Genomic DNA, 20764 nt, shown 5'->3' with positions numbered 1-20764 from the left:
ATTCTGTTTTATTCATTTTCATCTTGTTGATGGTAAACCAGCGAGACATCAATCACGCCATCAATATCCCGTGTTGCTTCCATTTGGGCATGTAACACATGCTTATCATGAGATTGCATCACCACCACAAATTTTCCTTTTTCTGCATCAAAGACGGGAATCTCTGTATGAGGCATAGCGAATAACGCTTGCTGAATGGCGGCAACTTTATTGGGATTCCCTTGAACCACTAATCCGCAGACATGCCAATTTTGTGCAGTTTCCATGGTGATTTTTTCAGTCATTTCGCTTTTCCTCTTCTGTTGGGCATAACACCTTGATAGCACCCACAGGGCAACTTTGAAGACAAGCCCCACAACCATTGCACTCCACGGGTTCGAGCACAGGTTGAGAAATGCCCCCTAACACACGTTTAAAACGAATCGCTCGCATTTCACAGCTGTCTTCACAACTTCGACACTCTACGGATTGTTGGGTTAAACAGCTTGAATGAATGACCATTTTATGTGCCCAAGCAAGCTCCGTTGTCGGTCTAAAAACGGGTTGTGAACACACCTCGACACAGCGTTGACAAAAAGTGCATTCACCACGTTGAAATTGGACTTCGGGAAATCCCCCTTCGCCTTTGATTAAGATCTGCGTTTCACAAACTTGAAGACAAGCCCCGCAACGGGTGCAATCTTGAATAAAGCGGGTATTTTCCACTGCCCAAGGTGGACGAATACCTTGGAACCCTTGTTGTTTTACTTGTGCTGGTTGTAATGAAGTGAAAAACTGCCCACGCAAAAAATGGCGACGAGGTAGGTTTTCAACTGTCATAACAAGTTCCTTATGTTTACCTTTGTTTAGGGGTGGCATTATGGAACTTCCCCGTAAAATTCATACTCCCCTAATGAGGTATTTCATCGAAAATAAAAGCATTTTTTGTGTTAGATCAATTTTGCAACAAGGGTAAAAATTCTTGCCATTTTTTGTTACACTGATCACCTTGTTTGCGGGTAGGACTTGATGTGTGAAAATTAAAAATTCTGTTTCAACCAAAATCGCCAATTACTTATTTATCATCATCATTTTTGCGGGGGTGATTACCTCATTAAGCCTCACCATTATGGCGAGCAATAAATCCAATGCCGAATCCATTAATATTTCGGGCTCTTTGCGTATGCAAGCCTATCGCCTACTCAATGAATTAGAACACCGCCCACATGCGGTAGACATGAGCTTACGCCAATATCGCCTCAGCCTACATTCTCAACCCTTAGTGGAGATTGATCATCAATGGTTTGTCTCCCATGCCGTCAAACAGGATTACCACAATTTGATCAAGCGTTGGCAAATCATGGAAGACTATGCTCGCAATAATCAAATTGCCGCCTACCAAAATGACATTGCCAATTATGTGGCACAGGTGGATAAGTTTGTGTTTAGCTTGCAACGTTCTGCCGAAAAGAAATGGATAATTGCGGTGATGATTATTTCGCTTTCCATGTTATTTATTGTAGGCATGGTGTCTTATGTAATTTGGTATGCCCGTAAAGAAGTGGTGATGCCACTCGAATTGCTCACTCGAGCCAGTATTCAAGTGCAAATGCATCAATTCCATCATGTGAAATTAAACACACAAAAAGACAATGAGCTAGGTAACTTAGCCCAAGCCTTTACGCAAATGTCGAGTGAATTAGAACGGCTTTATTCTTCTTTAGAAGAAAGTGTCAATGAACAAACTCAAAAATTACGCCAAACCAACCGCTCTTTAACCATGCTGTACGAAAGCTCACAGCAATTAACCAGCAATAATGTGGATGAAGCCGTCTTACAACATGTGTTAAAAAATCTGCTGTTGAATGAACATTTACGCTATGTGGAATTGGTGGTAGAAGGGGCAGAACATTGGAATATTGCCTTTGGTGAAAAACAACCTCAATTAGATTGCCAAACCGCAGAGCTGACCATTAAAGAAGAAAAACTGGCGACCCTGTATTGGCAAGCAGGTTTACCTTGCCCAGATCCTCGCACCATGCATAATATTACACAATTACTCAGCCGATCCTTGTATTTCCATAAAATGCAACGTCAGCAACAACAGCTTTTGCTGATGGAAGAACGTTCTATTATTGCCCGTGAGTTACATGATTCTTTGGCACAGGTTTTATCGTTTTTACAAATTCAGCTCACCTTGTTAAAACATAATTTGAAACAAGAAAACGAAAATGCCAAAGCCAAAAGTCTGAGCATTATCGCCAATTTTGAACAAGCGTTGCGAGATGGTTATGTGCAACTAAGAGAATTATTAGCCACCTTCCGCCTGACCATTCAAGAAGCCAATGTGAAATTGGCGTTGGAACAAGTGCTCGACTCGTTACGCAATCAAACCACCTTGCAAATGCATTTACATTGTTCACTGCCGTCACAAAGTTTTAATGCCCGTGAATTAGTACATGTGTTACAAATTATCCGAGAGGCAGTGCTCAATTCGATTAAGCACTCCAAAGGTGAACACATTGAGGTGATTGCCCACACCAATGAAGACGGAGAATATGAGCTAATTGTACGTGATGACGGCGTCGGCATTCCGAGCCTAGAAGAACCCGATGGGCATTATGGATTAAATATCATGAACGAACGTGCCGCACAGCTGCATGGAAATTTACATATTTCCAACCGCACTTCGGGTGGCACAGAGGTAAAATTGACATTACATCAGCGAGAAAGCTAACCCTGTTTTTCCATTGAGAATCGTCTCGTGCGAAAAAAATAACCCTAAAAGGATAAACGATGCAAAGTTTACAACCCTTCCATACCTTTGCCTTACCCGCACAGGCGGAAAAGATTATTGAGATTACCAGCCTTGCCCAACTCAAACAGCAATGGGCAGACTGTCAGGCACAGCAAAAACCTGTCTTATTCCTTGGTCAAGGCAGTAACGTGCTGTTTGTGGAAGATTTTCAAGGCACGGTATTGATCAACCGTTTATTGGGCATTGAGCATCAACAAGATGATGAGTACCATTATTTACATGTGCACGCAGGTGAAAACTGGCATGCACTGGTGAAATGGTGTTTAGATCAAAACATTCACGGCTTAGAAAATCTCGCCTTAATTCCAGGTTGTGCAGGCTCAGCACCCATTCAAAATATTGGTGCCTATGGGGTGGAATTTAAAGATGTGTGCGATTATGTGGACGTGTTAAATTTACACACTGGCGAACCACTTCGCTTAACCCATACACAATGCCAATTTGGCTACCGAGAGAGCATTTTTAAACATGAATATGCTCAAGGCTATGTGATTACAGCCGTTGGGCTCAAGCTCAGCAAAAACTGGCAGCCTGTCTTAAAATACGGCTCTCTCGCCAATTTAGACCAAAGTGCGGTCACTTCTCAGCAAGTTTTCGAGGAAGTCTGTGCGGTGCGTCAAAGTAAATTGCCTGATCCCGCCGTGTTAGGCAATGCGGGCAGTTTCTTTAAAAACCCCGTGATCGCCAACGCCCATTTTGAGAGCATGAAGGATGAATACCCGACAATGCCTCATTTTCCACAAGCAGATGGCAGTGTGAAACTTGCCGCAGGCTGGTTAATTGACCAATGTGGATTAAAAGGCTATCAAATCGGCGGGGCGGCGGTTCACCAACAACAAGCGCTCGTGCTGATTAATACTGGCACCGCAACGGGGGCTGATGTGGTAGAACTTGCCCACCATGTTCGCCAAAAAGTGGCACAAAAATTTGACGTTTGGCTCCAACCTGAAGTGCGTTTTATTGGTGCAACAGGGGAAGTCGACAGTGAACAAGCAATCAGTTAATCGAGGTGATTTATGGATTTTAAAACCCTTTTAGACACATTACCCAGCATTGAACATTTAACCGGTTTAGCGGTGATGGACGGTGAAACACAAGTGCATCATATTCCTGCCATCGCAGGGAAGTTAGGATCATTGCGTGTGTATTATGCCCTTGCACAAGCATTTCATGGAAAATTAGACCGCACTTCCGCACAAAAAGGTTTGCAACTTTTTGCAGAACACACGGAAGATGCAAAACACAATCCAGGCAAACACCCGAATATTGATTTGTTATTGCATGTTATTGACAACCAACTTGAGTATCGCCTCGTCCCACAACAATGATGAAGTTAAATACAGCCCCTTTTCCAATTCCCATAAATTATTTTGGTATTGTACTCGGCTTGGCTGCCTTAAGCCTAGCTTGGCGGTATCTGCCCCTTGCGGATTTTCCCCTTTTGGTGAGTGAGGGCTTATTTGCTCTCGCCACCGTCATTTGGCTCAGTTTTATTTTGGCTTATGCCAAGAAGTGGATTTGCTCGCCACAACATGCCAAAACCGACTTACAACACCCTCAACTGGGCAGTTTTGTCAGTCTCATGCCGATCACCACTATGTTGATCGGCATGGGGGCAAAAGCCTATTACATGCCCCTTGCCCTGCTTTTCATTGGCTTGGGTATTTTCGCTCAGCTCGCCTTTGCCACATACTATATTGCAGGCATGTGGCGAGGCACACACCAAGCAGAATTTACCACGCCTGTGATGTATTTACCCACCGTGGCGACCAATTTTGTCAGTGCCATGGCGTTAGGGAGCTTAGGTTATCAAGACATGGGCATGCTCTTTTTTGGTGCAGGCTTTTTTTCTTGGTTAATGTTAGAACCTGCCGTGTTACAACGCTTACGCACCTTACAACCCGTTCCAGAACCTCTGCGGTTAGGCATCGGCATTCAAATTGCCCCAGCTTTTGTCGCCTGTTCTGCTTATTTGGCAATTAATGGTGAAAAATTGGATTTATTTGCCAATATGTTGATCGGCTATGGCTTATTACAATGCCTGTTTTTGCTTCGTTTATTGCCTTGGGTGTTAAAAGCAGGTTTTACGCCTGCCATCTGGGCATTTTCATTTGGCTTAGCCTCAATGGCAAAAGTCAGTTTGTTTGTCTATCAACAAGCCAATAGTGCCTTATTTTCCACCTTTGGTTTTTTGCTTTTTATCTTCGCCAATCTTGCAATTGGCATGATGTTACTAGGCTCCATGTATTTACTGTATAAACGATGCTTTTTTCTCACCTAATGCCTTGAACCCATCAGTTTGAGAATGAAAATCAAAAAGTATGAACTTTTTTGTTATAAATTGGTCAAAAGTCCGTCTATGAGTGAATACAAGAAGAAATTGGTTTACAATAGAATTTATGCTATAACTAGCTCGATATTTATCTTAACCGCTAAGAAGGAAAGTAATGAATAAAGATACACAAACTATGATGTTGGTTCCACAAGGCAGCTTAGAAGGTTACATTCGGGTCGCTAATGAATATCCAATGCTCAGTGCAGAGGAAGAAAAGGAATTAGCGGAGCGTTTGTACTACAAAGAAGATTTAGAAGCAGCGAAAAAACTGATTCTTTCACATCTTCGCTTTGTGATTCATGTTGCTCGTGGTTATTCTGGTTATGGTCTTCCACAAGCAGATTTAATCCAAGAAGGCAATATTGGACTGATGAAAGCCGTTAAACGCTTTAACCCAGAAGTGGGCGTGCGTTTAGTGTCTTTTGCCGTGCATTGGATCAAAGCAGAAATTCATGAATATGTCCTACGTAATTGGCGTATCGTCAAAGTGGCAACCACAAAAGCCCAACGTAAATTATTCTTTAATTTGCGTAAAACAAAACAGCGTTTAGGCTGGTTTAATGAAAATGAAGTGGAAATGGTGGCAAATGAACTTGGCGTCACCCCACAAGATGTGATGGAAATGGAATCACGCATGACAGGGGCGGATGTTGCTTTCGACTTGCCGACTGATGACAGCGATGAAACCTATTCTCCTTCATTATATTTAGAAGATAAAGGCTCTAATTTTGCTGCAGAATTAGAAAATGAAAATTACGAAACACAAGCAACAGAACAATTAAGTGTCGCCTTAGAAGGGCTTGATGAGCGTAGCTTAGATATCATCAAATCTCGTTGGTTAGATGATGATAAAGCCACCTTGCAAGATTTGGCAGCAAAATACAATATTTCGGCTGAACGTGTTCGTCAATTAGAAAGCAATGCACTTAAAAAACTCAAAAGTGCGGTACATTTCTAAATTCTTTTATGCGTAACCTAAAAAAAATCGGGACATTTGCCCCGATTTTTTTATTGCTTCGTGTTGATTAAAGGTAGTATTTTTCAACCACTTTTAAATCATCATCTAATTTGTACACTAATGGCTGACCAGTTGGAATTTCTAAATCCATGATATCAGCATCAGAAATACCTTCAATGTGTTTTGCTAACGCACGTAATGAGTTACCGTGAGCAGTGACAAGAACACGTTTACCAGAAAGTAATGCTGGTGCAATTTGATCTTCCCAGAATGGTAATACACGCTCAAGGGTGATTTTTAAGTTTTCAGCATTTGGCACCACATCGCTTGGTAAATGAGCATAACGGCGGTCGTTATGTGCAGAATTTGGATCTTTTGGATCTAAATCTGGAGGAGAAATATCATAAGAACGACGCCAAATATGTACTTGCTCATCACCGTATTGTTCTGCTGTCGCTTTTTTATCTAAGCCTTGTAATGCACCGTAATGACGTTCATTTAAACGCCAGTTTTTGACTTGTGGAATCCAAAGTTGGTTAGATTCTTCTAACACAATGTTACAGGTTTTGATGGCACGCGTTAAAACAGAGGTGAAAGCGATATCGAATTCAAAACCAGCTTCCAGTAATTTTTTACCTGCTGATTTAGCTTCTTCAATACCACGTTCTGTTAAGTTGACATCACGCCAGCCTGTGAATAGGTTTTTCGCGTTCCACTCGCTGAAACCGTGGCGAATAAAGACCAATTCCATAAAAAAATCTCCTCAAATGTTAATAAAAAAAACTATGCCAAGTTATAGCAAAAAACCGCTTGCTTTAAAAGGAAAAAGCTTTGCTTTTCTGATCTGTCGCAAAAATTTGACTAAAAATTAGATTTAGAGCCGTTGTACAAATAATGGTATAGTTAAGCAGAAAGAAGTTAAGGGAACGTTTTGTCATGTGGTTTACAGTCAATAAGGTGAAAAATCGAAAAAAATTGACCGCACTTTGTTGCGGATTATGGTGTATTTCTGTCCATTCGCCAGCGAATGATCTGTCTAAAATTCAGCAACAAATTAGGCAACAAGAACAAAAAATTGCTGAGCAAAAAAAAGAACAACAGAAATTGCAATCGCATTTAAAAAGCCAAGAAACGCAGATTAATCATGTGTTAATTCAATTACGTCAAACCGAAACGGATTTAAAAGAAAGCCGTAAAATCATCAGTGAAACTGAAAAGCAAATTAAACGGTTAGAAAAACAAGAGCGAGAGCAAAAACAAAAGTTAGCGAAACAACTCGACTCTGCCTATCGTTCGGGAGCAAATCCTTCCGTGATGGAAAGAATTTTGTCAGAAGATGCGAAAAATGCGGATCGTTTGAAACAATATTATGCACATCTGAACCAAGCACGTTTAGAGTTAATCGAGGATATAAAAGCCACGCAAGCACAGCTTGAACAGGAAAAAGCCACGATTTTGTCACAACAAAAAGAGCAGCAAAGCCAACTATCCCAGCAGAAAAAACAGCAACAAGATCTGCAAAAAGTCCAGCAAGCACGGCAATCCACCCTTAATCAACTGAATCGTAATTTATCTCGTGATGAAACCCGTTTAGAAACCTTGCGAGCTAATGAAAATGCCTTACGTCAAGAAATTCAACGGGCGGAGCAGGCTGCACGTCAACAAGAACAACGAGAACGTGAAGCCTATGCCCAGAAAAAGCAAGCGGAAGAAAAGAAAACCCAAAAACCTTATCAGCCAACAGCACAAGAAAAACAATTAATGGCTAATGCCAGCGGTTTAGGCAAACCACAAAAACAATATGCTTACCCAACATCAGGTCAGGTAATCAATCGTTTCGGTAGCACTCAAATGGGTGAGCTACGTTGGAAAGGCATGGTAATTGCCGCCAATAAAGGCAGTGCGGTAAAAAGTATTGCCGATGGACGTGTGATCTTAGCCAACTGGTTACAAGGCTATGGCTTAATGGTGATCGTTAAACATGGTCAGCATGATTTAAGTTTATATGGTTACAATCAGTCAGTCGTCGTAAAAGAAGGGCAATTTGTCAAAGCAGGACAAAAAATTGCCGAAGTGGGCAGCAGTGGTGGACAATCCCAATCTGCTTTATATTTTGAAATCCGCCGTAAAGGGGTGGCAGTGAATCCAATAGGTTGGCTAAAATGAAAATATTACGCCTGAATTGGGGAAAAAGTGCGGTACTTTTTAGCACAGTTTTCACCGCGTTAATTTCCCTCGCAAGCACACCACCTGCCAAATTGGCAATTGTGATTGATGATATTGGCTATCACCAAAAAGAAGATTCGCATATTTATGCCATGCCGAAAGAAATTTCGGTCGCTATTATTCCCTCTGCCCCCCACGCTCGCCAACGTAATGAACAAGCCTATCAACAAGGACGAGATGTGCTCATTCATATGCCTATGCAACCGTTAAGTCAGCAACCCATCGAATCCGGTGGGCTACATGTGGGCATGCATCAACAGGAAGTCGAGCAACGTGTGCAAACGGCAAAACAGATTGTCTCGCACGCCATTGGAATGAATAACCATATGGGCAGTGCCGCCACCTCCGATAGCGATTTAATGACCAAATTAATGCAAGAACTCAAAAAACAGCATTTGTTTTTTCTGGATAGTCGCACAATTGGACGCAGTGTGGCGGGCAAAATTGCCAAAGCACATGGTGTCAGAAGTTTAGATCGCCATATTTTTCTCGATGATAAAGACACCTATGCCGATGTAGCACAACAATTTCAGCATGCGGTCAATTATGCCCAAAAACACGGCACCGCCATCGCCATTGGACACCCTCGTAAAAATACCATTGCCGCCTTGCAAGCGGGGTTAAAAAAATTGCCTAGCAATGTGCAACTGGTGGGCATGGGCAGTTTATGGCGTCAGGAAAAAGTGGTGCCAATCAAAGCATTTAACTTGCTGTTTAATGATATTCCTGCCCCCACGTCCATTCTGCCTTACCAAGCGGTACCCATGTTAAGAGGCGTGCCAGAATAAACGGGAATGAACAAAAAAGGGGGAATAAACAAAAAGTGCGGTGGTTTTTCAAAAAATTTCCCACCGCACTTTTTTAGCGTTAATGCCCTTTTCGTCGCATATTATGGCTTAAACAGGCATTAATATTTATAACTTAACGTGAATACATAGGTGCGACCACGAGCAAAGTTATTGAATACATTGATGGTTTTATCGGATAAATCAATGTTATAGACCGACTGGCTAGCAGAGTCATTATTGGCATCCAATGGATTCATGTATCGTTTATCAAACACATTTTGCATTTCGGCTTTCAACACAAGGTTTTTAATCGGCTCATAACTCACTTGCAGATCAAAAATAATCGGTTGTTTTGGAATGTCTTGTGTCACTCTGATACGCTCTTTCACCGTATCACGAGCATCGCCCGATTTGATACTTAAAGGTTTACTGAGCACCCGTTTACTTTTTCCATAGTATTTCGCCGTACCGCTAATATCCAATTTTCCATCAAAAAAGCGTGTCCCAATTTCTAGTGATCCATAGTCTTTCGGTAACACCGAAATTTTACTTGCACCAAAGCCTTGTAACAATCTTTCTGTTTCACTTGCTCCCGCCCCTCTTGAACTGCCATCCGTAAATGAAACAGGTTGGTTATTTTTTTGTCGGGCATACGCTAAATTAAAATAGAGATTGCCCATATCATAGTTAACTTCGGCTTCAACGCCCGTCATTTTGACAGGTTGTTGATAGTTTTTATGCAAAATATTGGTATCGTTCAAATATTTTATTCTGCCCGCGACCAATGGCTGACGATTATCTGAGTTATAAATAAAATCTTTAACACGAGTATGATAATAAACGACTTTATAGCCTAATTTATCTTTCCCCGTAAAGACTTTCTCTTGATAACCATTAACCCCCAATTGCACCACTTTGGCTTTTTCAGGTCTTAAATGGGTATTAACACCATAATCACTGACACTTGAGAAAAAGACCTCACGAATATTCGGGGCACGGTGACTTTTCGAATAACTCACAAAAGGGGTAAACAAGTCGTGGATATTGGCAGATAAGGTAGCAGAATAATTATACATTTTGCCTGCACTTTGATCAGGTAAGGTGAAATTCACTTCACGACATTGCTCTACCTCTTCATCAATATCTTCATCGTATGATGTGTGGCAGTTATGTTGTTTCACATAGTCCAATTTTGATTGGAGTTCTCGAACTTTTTGACGCAATTCATCACGTGTTGTCGCATCCTTTTCTCGACTGATTTTTTTGTATAGCGATGAAATTTCACTTTCTGTTTCAGATAAATAAAAAGGAAGATATTTTAAGCGTTCCCCATTTAATCTATATCGGCTCAAATTGACATTGTAATCGAGACTCAAGATATTCCAGCTTAGGGTATTATCAACATAAAAGGTAATAATATTTTGTCGCCCATTTGGTTGGAAGGTGGCTTTTCCTAAACTTTTTCTGACACAACCTAAACCAAAGCATTCAAAATCATACGGATCTTCATCCTCCTCACGGTTAATATTCAACTCCTCTGAGGGATCACGATTTTTAAAATAACGGCTTTGCAAGGTGGTGAATCCCACACGGGTTTTTAAGCCCACGTTTAAAGGTAAATCAAGATGGAAAGTGTTGTTGATATCGAAGGTATCGGCGGTATTGCTCACACTTAACGGGGCTAATAATGGTTTACCAATAATTCTTGCCCCTGCTGCATAATGTTGTGAAGACAGATTGCGAGCCACCAAGAAGTTAAAATCTAACCATTTGCTGTCTGGCAAAGCAAAATGGTAGTTGGCTTGGTAGTTATGGTTTTGAATCGCACGACCCCCTACACGAGTTTGGTATTCGCGATAAGACAAGGTGCTTTGCTGATAACGATCACCATATTCTAATTTCGCAATATGGCTCACAGGGCGTTGACGCACATGTTTGGCATCAAAAGGGGACGTGTCTGTTTGCTCACGGTCGTCTTCATCAAGATTGGTTAAATCAATGGAGCTTTCCGTCACTTTTCTGCCACCACCAATGCGATAATCCTGTGAAAGATGACGTTCACTAAAACCATATAACAAGCCGAACCAACGCTCATTGCCAAAATCTCGCTTAAAAGCCACCGCACCTAGCACTTGGGGTTCTGTCGCATTACTGCCCCATAAATATTTCCCCATAAAGCCAATTTGTCTGCCTTCTGCCACCAAATCTTTCACGCCGATGGTTTTAAAATTGGCAGAGCCTAACAAGGTGTTTGCACCGCTACTGCCCTCAAATGAGCCACGATCAATATCCACGCTATTTAAAAAACCGGGATCAATCAAATTACCAAATTGCGAAGTACTGCTACTGCGGCTGCCACCATCCGCCGAGCTGGCATAAAAAGTTTGGCTAACCCCATCAATCATGGAATTCACCCGCCCAAACCCAGTGCCACCACGCACATTCACAGAGACGGTGCCTGATGATTTATCAATTTGCGTAAAAGCACCCGGCACAGAACGCAACACGGTATCTAAACTTTGGGTCGCCGTGTCAAAATTGGTGCGGGTGCTACTCGCAGCTTGTTTTAAAAAGACTTTATCCTTGGGTTTAAATGCCTCTGTTTCCACCGAAATCACCTCTAATTCTGTGGTTTCCGCATAGGCAACAAAAGGCAAAATGAAAGGCAAAATAAAGCCTAATCCTTTTCTTGATTTATTCATGTCATCGTTTCCTTTAAAGGTAGAATTTTTCAAAAAATGTTGAGAATCCGAAAATAATAATGCAATTAATAATCATTATCAAACTCATCTAAATAAATTTTTGCATTTTTTTCTTAAAAGAAACGTCTTTGTCTTTCTTAGGCAAAAAACAAAAATGATCAGGTTTTTAAAGAGGTTACGCTCATTTTGGCAATATCACACCCCGTGACAGAAAACGTCTACTGCCTGTTGAAAACCTTTACAACCGTTTTACAGCAAAAGAATCACAGGGCTGAGAGTTTTTGTAAAAGCCTATCCATTGCCCGATAACCTAAAGCTTCGGCTAAATGGCTTTGGTTAATTTGAGACTCGCCATTAAGGTCCGCAATGGTGCGTGCCACTTTTAAAATGCGGTGATAAGCACGCACAGATAAGCCCAATTTGGCTAAGGCTTTTTCTAAAAAAATCGCATCGCTATCACAGATTTTGCAATCTCGCTCAATCTCTTTACTGGTCAAATAGGCGTTGATTTTTCCTGCTCGAGCCAGTTGGATTTCTCGCACTTTGAGCACCTTTTCTCTCACTTGTGCACTGCTTTCGCCCCGATCCGTTTGATTTTGTAATGCCCCTTGAGGCAATAAAGGGACTTCAATAGATAAATCAAAGCGATCTAAAAACGGCCCTGATAGACGATTTAGGTAACGCATAATTTGTTGCGGTGAAGTGCGGTTATGTGTGCCTTGATAATGCCCCGTTGGGCTTGGGTTCATGGCGGCAATTAATTGAAATCGTGCAGGAAATTGAATTTTTGCATTGGCGCGTGAAATGATAATTTCGCCACTTTCGAGGGGCTGACGTAAGGCATCTAATACTTTGCGTTCAAATTCAGGCAGCTCATCGAGGAACAAAACGCCATTGTGAGCGAGGGATATTTCGCCTGGTTTTGGGATCGTGCCACCCCCCACTAAAGCAGGAGAGGATGCACTGTGATGAGGAGCTCGAAAAGGGCGTTGTTTCCAATTATGAAAATTCAGTTCATTGTGAACAAGGCTGGTAACAGAGGCGGTTTCAATGGCTTCTTGGTCCGTCATTTCAGGCAAAAGAGCCGTTAAACGGCTGGCAAGCATGGTTTTACCTGTGCCGGGTGGACCTAAAAAGAGTAGGTTATGTTGCCCTGCGGCAGCAATAGTTAATGCTCGTTTAGCGTGTTGTTGCCCAATAATATCCGTGAGATCTTTTTGCTGGGCTGGTAACGCATTTGCCGTGCTGTGTTGCGAAATCTGTGCCGCTAAAGGCAGTGTTGTGCGATCATTGAGGAAACTGACCACTTCTAATAAATGTTCAGCAAAATAAGTGTCTTGATCCGACACTAATGCCGCTTCGTTGGCATTTTGACGAGCAATAATTAAACGGCGTTTGGCTTTTTGACCAGCAAGAATGGCGGGAATCACACCGTGCACACCTCGTAAATCGCCTGTTAAAGCTAATTCACCCACAAATTCAAATTGCTGTAGTTTTTGTGGATCAATTTGCCCCGATGCCGCTAGCATACCAATGGCAATGGGCAAATCAAAACGTCCGCCTTCTTTGGGTAAATCGGCGGGAGCCAGATTGACGGTAATACGTTTAGCGGGGTATTTAAATTGGGCATTGAGTAAAGCACTACGTACCCGATCTTGTGCTTCTTTCACCGTTTTTTCAGGTAACCCCACAAGGGTAAAGCCCGGTTTGCCTTGACTAAGATGCACTTCAATCGTCACTAAAGGGGCTTGTACGCCCATGGAGGCTCGACTGTAAACAATGGCGAGAGACATATTTTACTCCGTAAGTAAATGGGATTAACTGACGGAATATAAAAAAGTGCGGTTCATTTTGCATGAATTTCGCACTTTTTTTCGATCGGGATCGCAAAAATAATCAATTATTCAGCGAAAAGTGGGGCAAACCAACTGTCTAATTTCGCCGATAAACGCTCGATGCCAATTTTGTTTAATGCGGAAAAGGCCTCCACTTGCACATCACCTTGGAAAGGCAAAATCGCCTCACGCACCATTTTCACTTGTTTTGATCGGGCACTTTGGCTTAATTTATCCGCTTTGGTGAGCAACAAGAGCACAGGCAAATTCGCCGATACTGCCCATTCAATCATTTGTTGATCAAGGTCTTTCAACGGGTGGCGGATATCCATTAACACCACGACACCGGCTAAACATTCCCGTTTTTGCAAATATTCACCCAAGGCTTTTTGCCATTGGATTTTCATTTGTTCTGGCACCGCCGCATAACCATAACCAGGTAAATCCACTAATTTACATTGGGGTTCCACTTCAAAGAGGTTGATAAGTTGGGTACGCCCTGGTGTTTTGGACGTGCGGGCTAAGCTTTTTTGATTGGTCAGTGCATTCAATGCGGTGGATTTGCCCGCATTTGAACGCCCTGCAAAGGCGATTTCAATCCCGTTGTCTTCAGGCAACGCACGGATATTCGGTGCACTGGTGAGAAAATGGGTTTTGTGATAATTCAGTTTAATGTCAGACATAAAGACTCCTTTAGGGTGCCTAGAATACCCTATAACCTGATATAAAAAAATGAAAAAGTGCTGAATTTATGCGAAAATAATGCCTCTTTGTTCTAAACAAGCGAAATTTTATGCCTAATAAATTATATCAATGGCCTGATCCCATTCTTTTATATCCCGATCAAGGCAAAAAATCTTACCGATTAAAACGGTTCCGTTTTCATTTACGTTCACTCTTACACTACGGCAATATTAAGCGATTTGAACAATTTATTAATCAACACAATAAGTTAGCGAATTTGCTTAATCAACGCCCGAGCTTTAGCTACCCGTTAGCACACCGTTTTTTAGATAAACGTTTTAGTACAAAACAACGTTTCGATGCTATTTGCGACAACTTACTTTTTTTACCCGAAAAATTGACCGCACTTAATTTGCCTCAGTTGTGGGAAAAAGAAATGTGTTTCGGTGAAGTGATTGAAGATTTCGAGCTTTATCTTTGCTTAAACTATCATCAGGCAATGGAAGGTTATTGGGCGTTAGAATTACGTTATAAGCCAACCAACCAACTTATCTATTTATTAACCTTTGGTAAAGTAGAACAAGCCTTATTAATTGCTGTAATTCAAGGGCCGAACTTTGAAGGCTCAAAAGATTTGGTGAAATTGCTGACGAAAAAATGCCATGGTTTACGCCCTGCCTATTTAATGGTGGAAGCCATGAAAGCCCTTACACAATGCTTAGGCTATGAAAAATTGCTCGGCATTCCGCATAAATATCAAAACAAATCTCGCTTGGTGCAAAGTAAGCGTTATGTGGTGGATTATGATGCGATTTTTGCTGAATCCGCAGGTGAGTTAAAAGACTATTGGGAATTGCCTGTGCAATTTGCCATGAAAGACATGGACAGCATTCCGAGCAATAAACGCTCCATGTATCGCAAACGTTATGCCATGCTGGAACAGTTGCAAGAGAAGATGCATCAGATTTTGCACACTTAAGCCCATCAATGCAAAAGGTCGCCTTCAAGCGACCTTTTCCTCTTTTCTCTGTTGCATAAACAAAGTGCGGTGATTTTTGATGAAGTTTTAACGCATTAAATTCACCGCACCACCGTAACCTAATTGACGCCACGCTTCATACACTGCCACCGCCACAGAATTGGATAAATTCATACTGCGGCTGTTTTCTACCATCGGAATGCGGATTTTTTGTGCCATGGGTAGGCTGTCTAAAATCGACATCGGAATGCCACGACTTTCAGGACCAAACATCAAATAATCGCCCAATTCAAACTGCACTTGGCTGTGTGCGGGTGACCCTTTGGTGGTTAAGGCGAACAGACGTTTTGGCTGTTCAGCGGCTAAAAAAGCCTCAAAGGTTTTATGGCGTTTAATGTCAGCAAATTCATGGTAATCCAAACCAGAACGACGTAATTTTTTATCTTCCCATGTAAAACCTAGCGGTTCAATTAAGTGAAGACGAAACCCCGTATTCGCACATAAACGAATAATATTGCCTGTATTTTGTGGAATTTCAGGCTCATATAACACAATATCTAGCATAATATTTGATTGTAAAGAAAAAAGTGGCGAGGATTTTAACACAGATTCGGCTTAGGCTAAATCTTGATAGCGTTTGATGATGAAGGAAATCGGGCAGCCTTGATTCCTCACGCATGGTATTTGCTCAACCATCTCAGCTGCCCTTTTTGTCACAAAACTGGCGGAAAACCCACCGCACTTTTTAATTGAAGCGGTGACAAACTAGCCCACTTGATGAAATTCACGGGCAAAATACACTAACGAAGGGGCATTTTCTGCCTCAAATGCATTGATCTGAATCTGATCCAATTCCACCAAAAACACAGAGTGTGTGCCAATTTCTTGCACCTCAACCACGTTCCCACTCAAATTGGCAAGTGCCTCTTTTAAACAAGGGGGCGAATGCGGATCAGTCGGCGTATGCCAAATATCCCACTCAAAGCGTTCGTCCATACAACTTTCACGAAATCCCGCAAAGTGCTGAGCAAGATCCACTTGATTCGCATGCAGAATATTGACACAAAGCCGTTTGTTCTTTTTGAACACGGCATTCATTTGACTTTCACGATTAATACAAGCCATCAATGTCGGCGGGCTATCCGTCACAGAACACACCGCCGTGGCAGTTAGCCCGCATTTACCCGCCTGACCATTGGTGGTTAAAATATTGACCCCGGCTGCAAGTTTTGCCATCGCATCACGAAAATGCTGCTGAATAGGCGTAAGCATATTGATTATCCTTAATATTGTGGTTTGATTGCATTGTTCATTTCTGGAAACATTTCTTTAACAAATAATAGCATAAATCCCTTTTCTTTTGAGGAAGGCTCGAAAAAAGACACAAAAATGAGGCAAACGCCCAGCTTGCGAGTCATTCTGCGGGGATTTTCATGCAATTTATTGCCTTGAGGCGTACAATGCCGAGCCATGAAAAGCGAAATCCCCTTTTCATCTTGATTCTTTTACTGGTTGGGAGGTCCAATGCAACCCTTTTCTCTACTCAAACCCCACGCCTACATTAACGGCGAATATGTAAACGCCAACGATCACAAAACCTTTGAGGTAATCAACCCCGCCACAGGCGATGTGATTTGCCACTTACCTGATTTAAACGCACAAGATGCCCACTACGCCATTGAATGTGCGGCAAATGCCCAAAAAAGCTGGCAGAAAACCGCTCCCAAAGTCCGTGCCGCCATTTTGCGACGTTGGTACGAACTGGTGCAAGAACACCAAGAACAATTAGCCCAAATTTTAAGCCTTGAACAAGGCAAGCCGATTCACGAAAGCCGTAGCGAAATTCAGTATGGTGCCAGTTTTATTGAATGGTTTGCCGAAGAAGCCAAACGGATTTATGGCGATGTTCTCCCAGCGAATCATGCCGATCAGCGTTTATTTGTGATCAAACAAGCAGTGGGCGTGGTTGCTGCGATCACCCCATGGAATTTTCCACATGCCATGATCACCCGCAAGGCTGCCCCCGCCCTTGCTGCAGGTTGTGCGATGGTGCTCAAACCTGCACATGAAACCCCACTTTCTGCCTTAGCCTTGGCAGAACTGGCTCACCAAGCTGGCGTACCTGCGGGGATATTGAATGTCATCACCACCACCCAAGCCGTTGAGGTGGGGCAAGCACTTACCGACAGTCCTATCGTCCGCAAACTCACCTTTACGGGTTCGACTCGAGTAGGAAAACAGCTCATGGCACAATCTGCAAATACGGTGAAAAAACTCTCCATTGAGCTTGGCGGCAATGCCCCGTCCATTGTGTTTGATGATGCCGATCTGAATAAAGCGATTGACGGCATTTTAGCCTCAAAATTCCGTAACAGCGGACAAACTTGCGTTTGCACCAACCGCATTTATGTCCAATCTGGCATTTATGAACGTTTTGTTGAACAATTCTGTGCAGAAGTGGCTCGTTTGAAAGTGGGCAGTGCCAATGAAGATGGGGTGAATATGGGGCCATTAATCAGTGAAAGTGCGGTGCAAAAAATCCAACAACATATTGAAGATGCCACGGCTAAAGGGGCAAGGTTAATGGTTGGGGGGCAACGCCACGCACGGGGAGGCACGTTCTTCCAGCCCACCGTGTTGTGTGATGTAACACACCATATGTTAGTGGCAAAAGAAGAAACCTTTGCTCCATTGGCACCGCTGTTTAAATTTGAGACGGAAGAACAGGTGGTAGAAATGGCAAATGACACCGAGTTTGGTTTAGCGTCCTACCTTTACACGCAAGACATCGCCCGTATTTGGCGTGTGTCCGATGCCTTAGAATATGGCATGGTCGGCATTAATGAAGGCTTAATCAGCAACGAAGTGGCACCTTTTGGTGGAATCAAAGAATCGGGCTTAGGCCGTGAAGGCTCACGTTATGGCATTGAAGAATTTTTAGAAATGAAATACCTTTGCTTAAAAGCCTCATGAAAAAACAGCCTTGTTAGGCACCTTGGCATTCAACAAAAGTGCGGGGCATTTTAAAAAAGTTTTGTGCATTCCCCCTAAAAATCAACAAGGCGAACTCGAAGTTCGCCTTGCTTTATGCCTGTGCGGCTATGATTTTTTGCCTTTATGCCATGGCATTAATAGTAAGAATGTTCACCACGTTGGTGTTCGGTCACGTCTTTCGCCCCTTTTAATTCATTTGGGAACAAGCTTAACAGTTGTTTTTCAATACCGTCTTTTAAGGTTACATCCACCATTGAACAACCGTTACAGCCACCGCCAAATTGTAAAATTGCCTCACCGTCTTCGGTAATTTCAATTAAGGTGATTTTCCCACCGTGGCTGGCTAATTGTGGGTTGATTTGTGTTTGAATCACATATTCAACACGCTCAATTAATGGGGCATCATCTGCCACTTTACGCATTTTCGCATTCGGGGCTTTTAAGGTAAGCTGTGCACCCAATTCTTCGGTGACATAATCAATTTCAGCTTCGTCTAAAAAAGGTAAACTGATTTCATCAACAAATGCGGAAAAGGTGGCATATTTCATTTCGGTATCGGTAGCTTCCACCGCATTGGCTGGGCAATATGACACACCACACTCTGCATTTGGCGAACCTGGGTTGACCACGAAAATACGAATATTGGTGCCTTCTTCTTGTTGATCTAGCAAACGACGGAAATGTGCTTGAGCCGCCTCTGAAATCTTGATTTGTTGCATATATTATCCTAGAAAATTCAATACTTGAGTCAGATTGTCAGGCATGATACTCCGAGATTGCCTTTTTTTCCACCTTTTGCAGTAATTATCTTCGCTTAACATCGTGCCAATCCCCACACTTGAATATGCTCGACACCCGCTGTGCGTAACAGTTTAGCAATTTCATTTAAGGTCGATCCTGTGGTGATCACATCATCAATCAAGGCAACCGATTTGTAGTGCCGACTCTCCGCCCCATGGGCAAGGCGAAAGGCTTGGCGTAAATTCACACGGCGTTCTTTCGCACTTAATCCTCGTTGTGTGTGCGTGCGTTTCACTCGTACCACCCATTGAGACTCCACAGGCAACTTAAGCCAATGTGCAAGCTGTTGTGCCAATAAATCCGCTTGATTATAGCCTCGTTGCCACTGCCGAACATGATGAAGCGGAACAGGAATCAGCACCTCAGGTAACGGCAAACCATAGTGGCGTTTTGCATCATAAATAGCCAAGAGCAACAGACGTGCCAAAGTGCGGTCTAGAAAAAAGCTATGGTGAAATTTGAACTGGTGAATCAGCTGTGATAAGGGCGGAAGGTAGCGTGCGATAATCACCATCCGATCCCAACTCGGTTCTTGTTGTAAACAATATCCGCAATGTAATGTGGGACGTGTGGTTTCCATGCCACAATGCCCACAATAGGTAAAACGTGCAAGGCTTTTATAACAACGACAACACAAGCCATGTGTGGCTATCGCCAAAGGGGCATGACAAAGCACACAACGAAATCCCAACCAGTTCATGTTTTTCTCCGCAAAAAGCATGACTTTACCCCAGAAAAGAAAAAAGGCATGCCATCGCTTGGCATACCTCGATCGGGATCGCAAAAAGAATTAATCTAACAAACCTGCTTGGGTCAGAAAATAATGAATACCGTCTTGATCAATCGGGCGAGTGACATGGCGTGCCGCATTTTTCACGACCTCTTGTGCATTGCCCATTGCCACCCCAACCCCCACGGTACGAAGCATTTCAATATCATTTAAACCATCGCCAAATGCCATCACATTTTCCATGTCAAAGCCTAAATGACGAATCGCCGCCGCAATACCACTGGCTTTTGAAATGTTCGCATCAAATAAATCAATGGAGTTTTTATGCCAACGAACCGTTTGTAAACCCGTTAAGACCCCTGAGTTTTTCACCAATTCATCTTTTGTGTCGTTATAAAACGCCAAGATCTGAAAAACCTCATTACGTTTGAAATAATCTTTTTCCACATGATAACGCCCTTTCAATGTGTCTAATGCACTACACACCTCCTCAGTGGCGGCAGAAATAGCCATATGGGTAGGGGAAACTTGGGCATATTCGATCTGATGTTGATCAAAAAAGTCCACCAGCTCTTGGATTTTCGCCGTTGGTAACGTATTTTTTTCTAAAGGTGCATTTTTATAATCAATATATTGCCCGTTGATCGTCACAAATAAATCAATATTCACTTGTGCAATAAATTCTTTAATGGTTGAGGAAAAATTTGCTTGCGTACGCCCCGTTGCAATAGCGGTAATAATGCCATTTTCATGCAATTTGTTTAAGGCAGGAATCACGCTATCAGGAATACGATCTTCGTCTTTTATCAGCAACGTCTCATCAATATCAAAAAAGACGATTTTAATTTGGTTTCTGTAATTAGGAATGTTCATAATTTTCCCTATCTGATTGAGATGAACGTCAGCATTGATTTCACTGTGATAAAAAACCAATA

At 42.4% G+C, this 20764-nt stretch carries 20 protein-coding genes; 9 read left to right on the top strand and 11 right to left on the bottom strand.

The window, feature by feature from the left end:
• Positions 1-8: 8 nt before the first annotated feature.
• A complete protein-coding gene (locus tag ACPEEM_RS10555) occupies positions 9-284 on the bottom strand; it encodes a chaperone NapD (protein ID WP_424402069.1) in 276 nt (91 codons plus the stop codon).
• Entirely contained in the window at positions 277-819 is a 543-nt protein-coding gene (napF, locus tag ACPEEM_RS10550; protein ID WP_424405143.1) for a ferredoxin-type protein NapF, read from the bottom strand. Before napF ends, ACPEEM_RS10555 begins: the two co-directional genes overlap by 8 nt.
• A gap of 193 nt (positions 820-1012) precedes the next feature.
• Between napF and narQ the strand changes: the two genes are divergently transcribed.
• The 5 genes from narQ to rpoH all read left to right on the top strand — a co-directional run bounded on the left by narQ (position 1013) and on the right by rpoH (position 6090).
• Positions 1013-2716 (top strand): nitrate/nitrite two-component system sensor histidine kinase NarQ, encoded by a 1704-nt coding sequence (narQ, locus tag ACPEEM_RS10545; protein WP_424402067.1) that lies wholly within the window; start codon positions 1013-1015, stop codon positions 2714-2716.
• Between the two features lie 59 nt (positions 2717-2775).
• Positions 2776-3801, top strand: coding sequence for a UDP-N-acetylmuramate dehydrogenase (gene murB, locus ACPEEM_RS10540; protein ID WP_424402065.1), 1026 nt, complete (start codon positions 2776-2778; stop codon positions 3799-3801).
• A 12-nt stretch (positions 3802-3813) separates the two neighbouring features.
• Positions 3814-4125 carry a DUF2322 family protein gene (locus ACPEEM_RS10535; RefSeq protein WP_424402064.1) on the top strand — a complete coding sequence of 104 codons (312 nt, stop codon included), beginning with the start codon at positions 3814-3816 and terminating at the stop codon, positions 4123-4125.
• A complete protein-coding gene (tehA, locus tag ACPEEM_RS10530) occupies positions 4122-5078 on the top strand; it encodes a dicarboxylate transporter/tellurite-resistance protein TehA (RefSeq protein WP_424402063.1) in 957 nt (318 codons plus the stop codon). The genes ACPEEM_RS10535 and tehA overlap by 4 nt, the downstream gene beginning before the upstream one ends.
• A gap of 166 nt (positions 5079-5244) precedes the next feature.
• On the top strand, positions 5245-6090 hold the full coding sequence (rpoH, locus tag ACPEEM_RS10525; RefSeq protein ID WP_424402062.1) for an RNA polymerase sigma factor RpoH: 846 nt from the start codon (positions 5245-5247) through the stop codon (positions 6088-6090).
• A 67-nt stretch (positions 6091-6157) separates the two neighbouring features.
• On the opposite strand, the gene ACPEEM_RS10520 is transcribed toward rpoH, so the two are convergent.
• The gene (locus tag ACPEEM_RS10520; protein ID WP_424402061.1) at positions 6158-6841 is read right to left on the bottom strand and encodes a 2,3-diphosphoglycerate-dependent phosphoglycerate mutase; all 684 of its coding nucleotides are present in this window, start codon (positions 6839-6841) and stop codon (positions 6158-6160) included.
• A 185-nt stretch (positions 6842-7026) separates the two neighbouring features.
• On the opposite strand from ACPEEM_RS10520, the gene envC reads away from it, so the two are divergent.
• Complete coding sequence (envC, locus tag ACPEEM_RS10515; RefSeq protein ID WP_424402060.1) at positions 7027-8256, top strand: murein hydrolase activator EnvC; 1230 nt, start codon at positions 7027-7029, stop codon at positions 8254-8256.
• Positions 8253-9104 (top strand): divergent polysaccharide deacetylase family protein, encoded by an 852-nt coding sequence (locus ACPEEM_RS10510; protein ID WP_424406954.1) that lies wholly within the window; start codon positions 8253-8255, stop codon positions 9102-9104. Before envC ends, ACPEEM_RS10510 begins: the two co-directional genes overlap by 4 nt.
• Before the next feature lie 119 nt (positions 9105-9223).
• Here the strand turns inward: ACPEEM_RS10510 and ACPEEM_RS10505 are convergent, their stop codons facing one another.
• The 3 genes from ACPEEM_RS10505 to yihA form a co-directional block, all read right to left on the bottom strand.
• Positions 9224-11806 carry a TonB-dependent receptor domain-containing protein gene (locus ACPEEM_RS10505; RefSeq protein WP_424406952.1) on the bottom strand — a complete coding sequence of 861 codons (2583 nt, stop codon included), beginning with the start codon at positions 11804-11806 and terminating at the stop codon, positions 9224-9226.
• Between the two features lie 263 nt (positions 11807-12069).
• On the bottom strand, positions 12070-13599 hold the full coding sequence (locus tag ACPEEM_RS10500; RefSeq protein ID WP_424402057.1) for a YifB family Mg chelatase-like AAA ATPase: 1530 nt from the start codon (positions 13597-13599) through the stop codon (positions 12070-12072).
• A gap of 107 nt (positions 13600-13706) precedes the next feature.
• A complete protein-coding gene (yihA, locus tag ACPEEM_RS10495) occupies positions 13707-14324 on the bottom strand; it encodes a ribosome biogenesis GTP-binding protein YihA/YsxC (RefSeq protein ID WP_424402056.1) in 618 nt (205 codons plus the stop codon).
• A gap of 110 nt (positions 14325-14434) precedes the next feature.
• On the opposite strand from yihA, the gene ACPEEM_RS10490 reads away from it, so the two are divergent.
• Entirely contained in the window at positions 14435-15304 is an 870-nt protein-coding gene (locus tag ACPEEM_RS10490) for a VirK/YbjX family protein (RefSeq protein WP_424406950.1), read from the top strand.
• Between the two features lie 87 nt (positions 15305-15391).
• Here the strand turns inward: ACPEEM_RS10490 and trmL are convergent, their stop codons facing one another.
• Both trmL and hpaC read right to left on the bottom strand, forming a co-directional pair.
• Positions 15392-15868 carry a tRNA (uridine(34)/cytosine(34)/5-carboxymethylaminomethyluridine(34)-2'-O)-methyltransferase TrmL gene (gene trmL / locus ACPEEM_RS10485; protein ID WP_424404120.1) on the bottom strand — a complete coding sequence of 159 codons (477 nt, stop codon included), beginning with the start codon at positions 15866-15868 and terminating at the stop codon, positions 15392-15394.
• Between the two features lie 201 nt (positions 15869-16069).
• Positions 16070-16576, bottom strand: a complete 507-nt coding sequence (gene hpaC / locus ACPEEM_RS10480; RefSeq protein WP_424406948.1) for a 4-hydroxyphenylacetate 3-monooxygenase, reductase component — start codon at positions 16574-16576, stop codon at positions 16070-16072.
• Positions 16577-16828: 252 nt separating this feature from the next.
• On the opposite strand from hpaC, the gene ACPEEM_RS10475 reads away from it, so the two are divergent.
• The gene (locus tag ACPEEM_RS10475) at positions 16829-18277 is read left to right on the top strand and encodes an NAD-dependent succinate-semialdehyde dehydrogenase (protein WP_424406946.1); all 1449 of its coding nucleotides are present in this window, start codon (positions 16829-16831) and stop codon (positions 18275-18277) included.
• 155 nt (positions 18278-18432) lie between these two features.
• Here the strand turns inward: ACPEEM_RS10475 and nfuA are convergent, their stop codons facing one another.
• The 3 genes from nfuA to ACPEEM_RS10460 form a co-directional block, all read right to left on the bottom strand.
• Positions 18433-19017, bottom strand: a complete 585-nt coding sequence (nfuA, locus tag ACPEEM_RS10470) for a Fe-S biogenesis protein NfuA (RefSeq protein ID WP_424402052.1) — start codon at positions 19015-19017, stop codon at positions 18433-18435.
• A 95-nt stretch (positions 19018-19112) separates the two neighbouring features.
• Positions 19113-19799 carry a phosphoribosyltransferase family protein gene (locus ACPEEM_RS10465; protein WP_424402051.1) on the bottom strand — a complete coding sequence of 229 codons (687 nt, stop codon included), beginning with the start codon at positions 19797-19799 and terminating at the stop codon, positions 19113-19115.
• Positions 19800-19889: 90 nt separating this feature from the next.
• The gene (locus ACPEEM_RS10460; RefSeq protein ID WP_424402050.1) at positions 19890-20702 is read right to left on the bottom strand and encodes a Cof-type HAD-IIB family hydrolase; all 813 of its coding nucleotides are present in this window, start codon (positions 20700-20702) and stop codon (positions 19890-19892) included.
• Positions 20703-20764 lie beyond the last annotated feature (62 nt).

This window comes from Pasteurella pantherarum (genome assembly GCF_049670885.1).
GTDB lineage: Bacteria > Pseudomonadota > Gammaproteobacteria > Enterobacterales > Pasteurellaceae > Pasteurella.
This window is presented reverse-complemented; position numbering and strand designations above follow the sequence as displayed.

Bases quoted from the DNA above. Each gene is read 5' to 3' on its own strand.
- envC (WP_424402060.1), top strand. From the start codon at position 7,027: ATGTGGTTTACAGTCAATAAGGTGAAAAATCGAAAAAAATTGACCGCA.
- rpoH (WP_424402062.1), top strand. From the start codon at position 5,245: ATGAATAAAGATACACAAACTATGATGTTGGTTCCACAAGGCAGCTTA.
- murB (WP_424402065.1), top strand. From the start codon at position 2,776: ATGCAAAGTTTACAACCCTTCCATACCTTTGCCTTACCCGCACAGGCG.
- hpaC (WP_424406948.1), bottom strand. From the start codon at position 16,576: ATGCTTACGCCTATTCAGCAGCATTTTCGTGATGCGATGGCAAAACTT.
- ACPEEM_RS10500 (WP_424402057.1), bottom strand. From the start codon at position 13,599: ATGTCTCTCGCCATTGTTTACAGTCGAGCCTCCATGGGCGTACAAGCC.
- nfuA (WP_424402052.1), bottom strand. From the start codon at position 19,017: ATGCAACAAATCAAGATTTCAGAGGCGGCTCAAGCACATTTCCGTCGT.
- yihA (WP_424402056.1), bottom strand. From the start codon at position 14,324: ATGTCTGACATTAAACTGAATTATCACAAAACCCATTTTCTCACCAGT.
- ACPEEM_RS10490 (WP_424406950.1), top strand. From the start codon at position 14,435: ATGCCTAATAAATTATATCAATGGCCTGATCCCATTCTTTTATATCCC.
- ACPEEM_RS10465 (WP_424402051.1), bottom strand. From the start codon at position 19,799: ATGAACTGGTTGGGATTTCGTTGTGTGCTTTGTCATGCCCCTTTGGCG.
- napF (WP_424405143.1), bottom strand. From the start codon at position 819: ATGACAGTTGAAAACCTACCTCGTCGCCATTTTTTGCGTGGGCAGTTT.
- ACPEEM_RS10475 (WP_424406946.1), top strand. From the start codon at position 16,829: ATGCAACCCTTTTCTCTACTCAAACCCCACGCCTACATTAACGGCGAA.
- ACPEEM_RS10535 (WP_424402064.1), top strand. From the start codon at position 3,814: ATGGATTTTAAAACCCTTTTAGACACATTACCCAGCATTGAACATTTA.
- trmL (WP_424404120.1), bottom strand. From the start codon at position 15,868: ATGCTAGATATTGTGTTATATGAGCCTGAAATTCCACAAAATACAGGC.
- ACPEEM_RS10520 (WP_424402061.1), bottom strand. From the start codon at position 6,841: ATGGAATTGGTCTTTATTCGCCACGGTTTCAGCGAGTGGAACGCGAAA.
- ACPEEM_RS10555 (WP_424402069.1), bottom strand. From the start codon at position 284: ATGACTGAAAAAATCACCATGGAAACTGCACAAAATTGGCATGTCTGC.
- tehA (WP_424402063.1), top strand. From the start codon at position 4,122: ATGATGAAGTTAAATACAGCCCCTTTTCCAATTCCCATAAATTATTTT.
- ACPEEM_RS10460 (WP_424402050.1), bottom strand. From the start codon at position 20,702: ATGAACATTCCTAATTACAGAAACCAAATTAAAATCGTCTTTTTTGAT.
- ACPEEM_RS10505 (WP_424406952.1), bottom strand. From the start codon at position 11,806: ATGAATAAATCAAGAAAAGGATTAGGCTTTATTTTGCCTTTCATTTTG.
- ACPEEM_RS10510 (WP_424406954.1), top strand. From the start codon at position 8,253: ATGAAAATATTACGCCTGAATTGGGGAAAAAGTGCGGTACTTTTTAGC.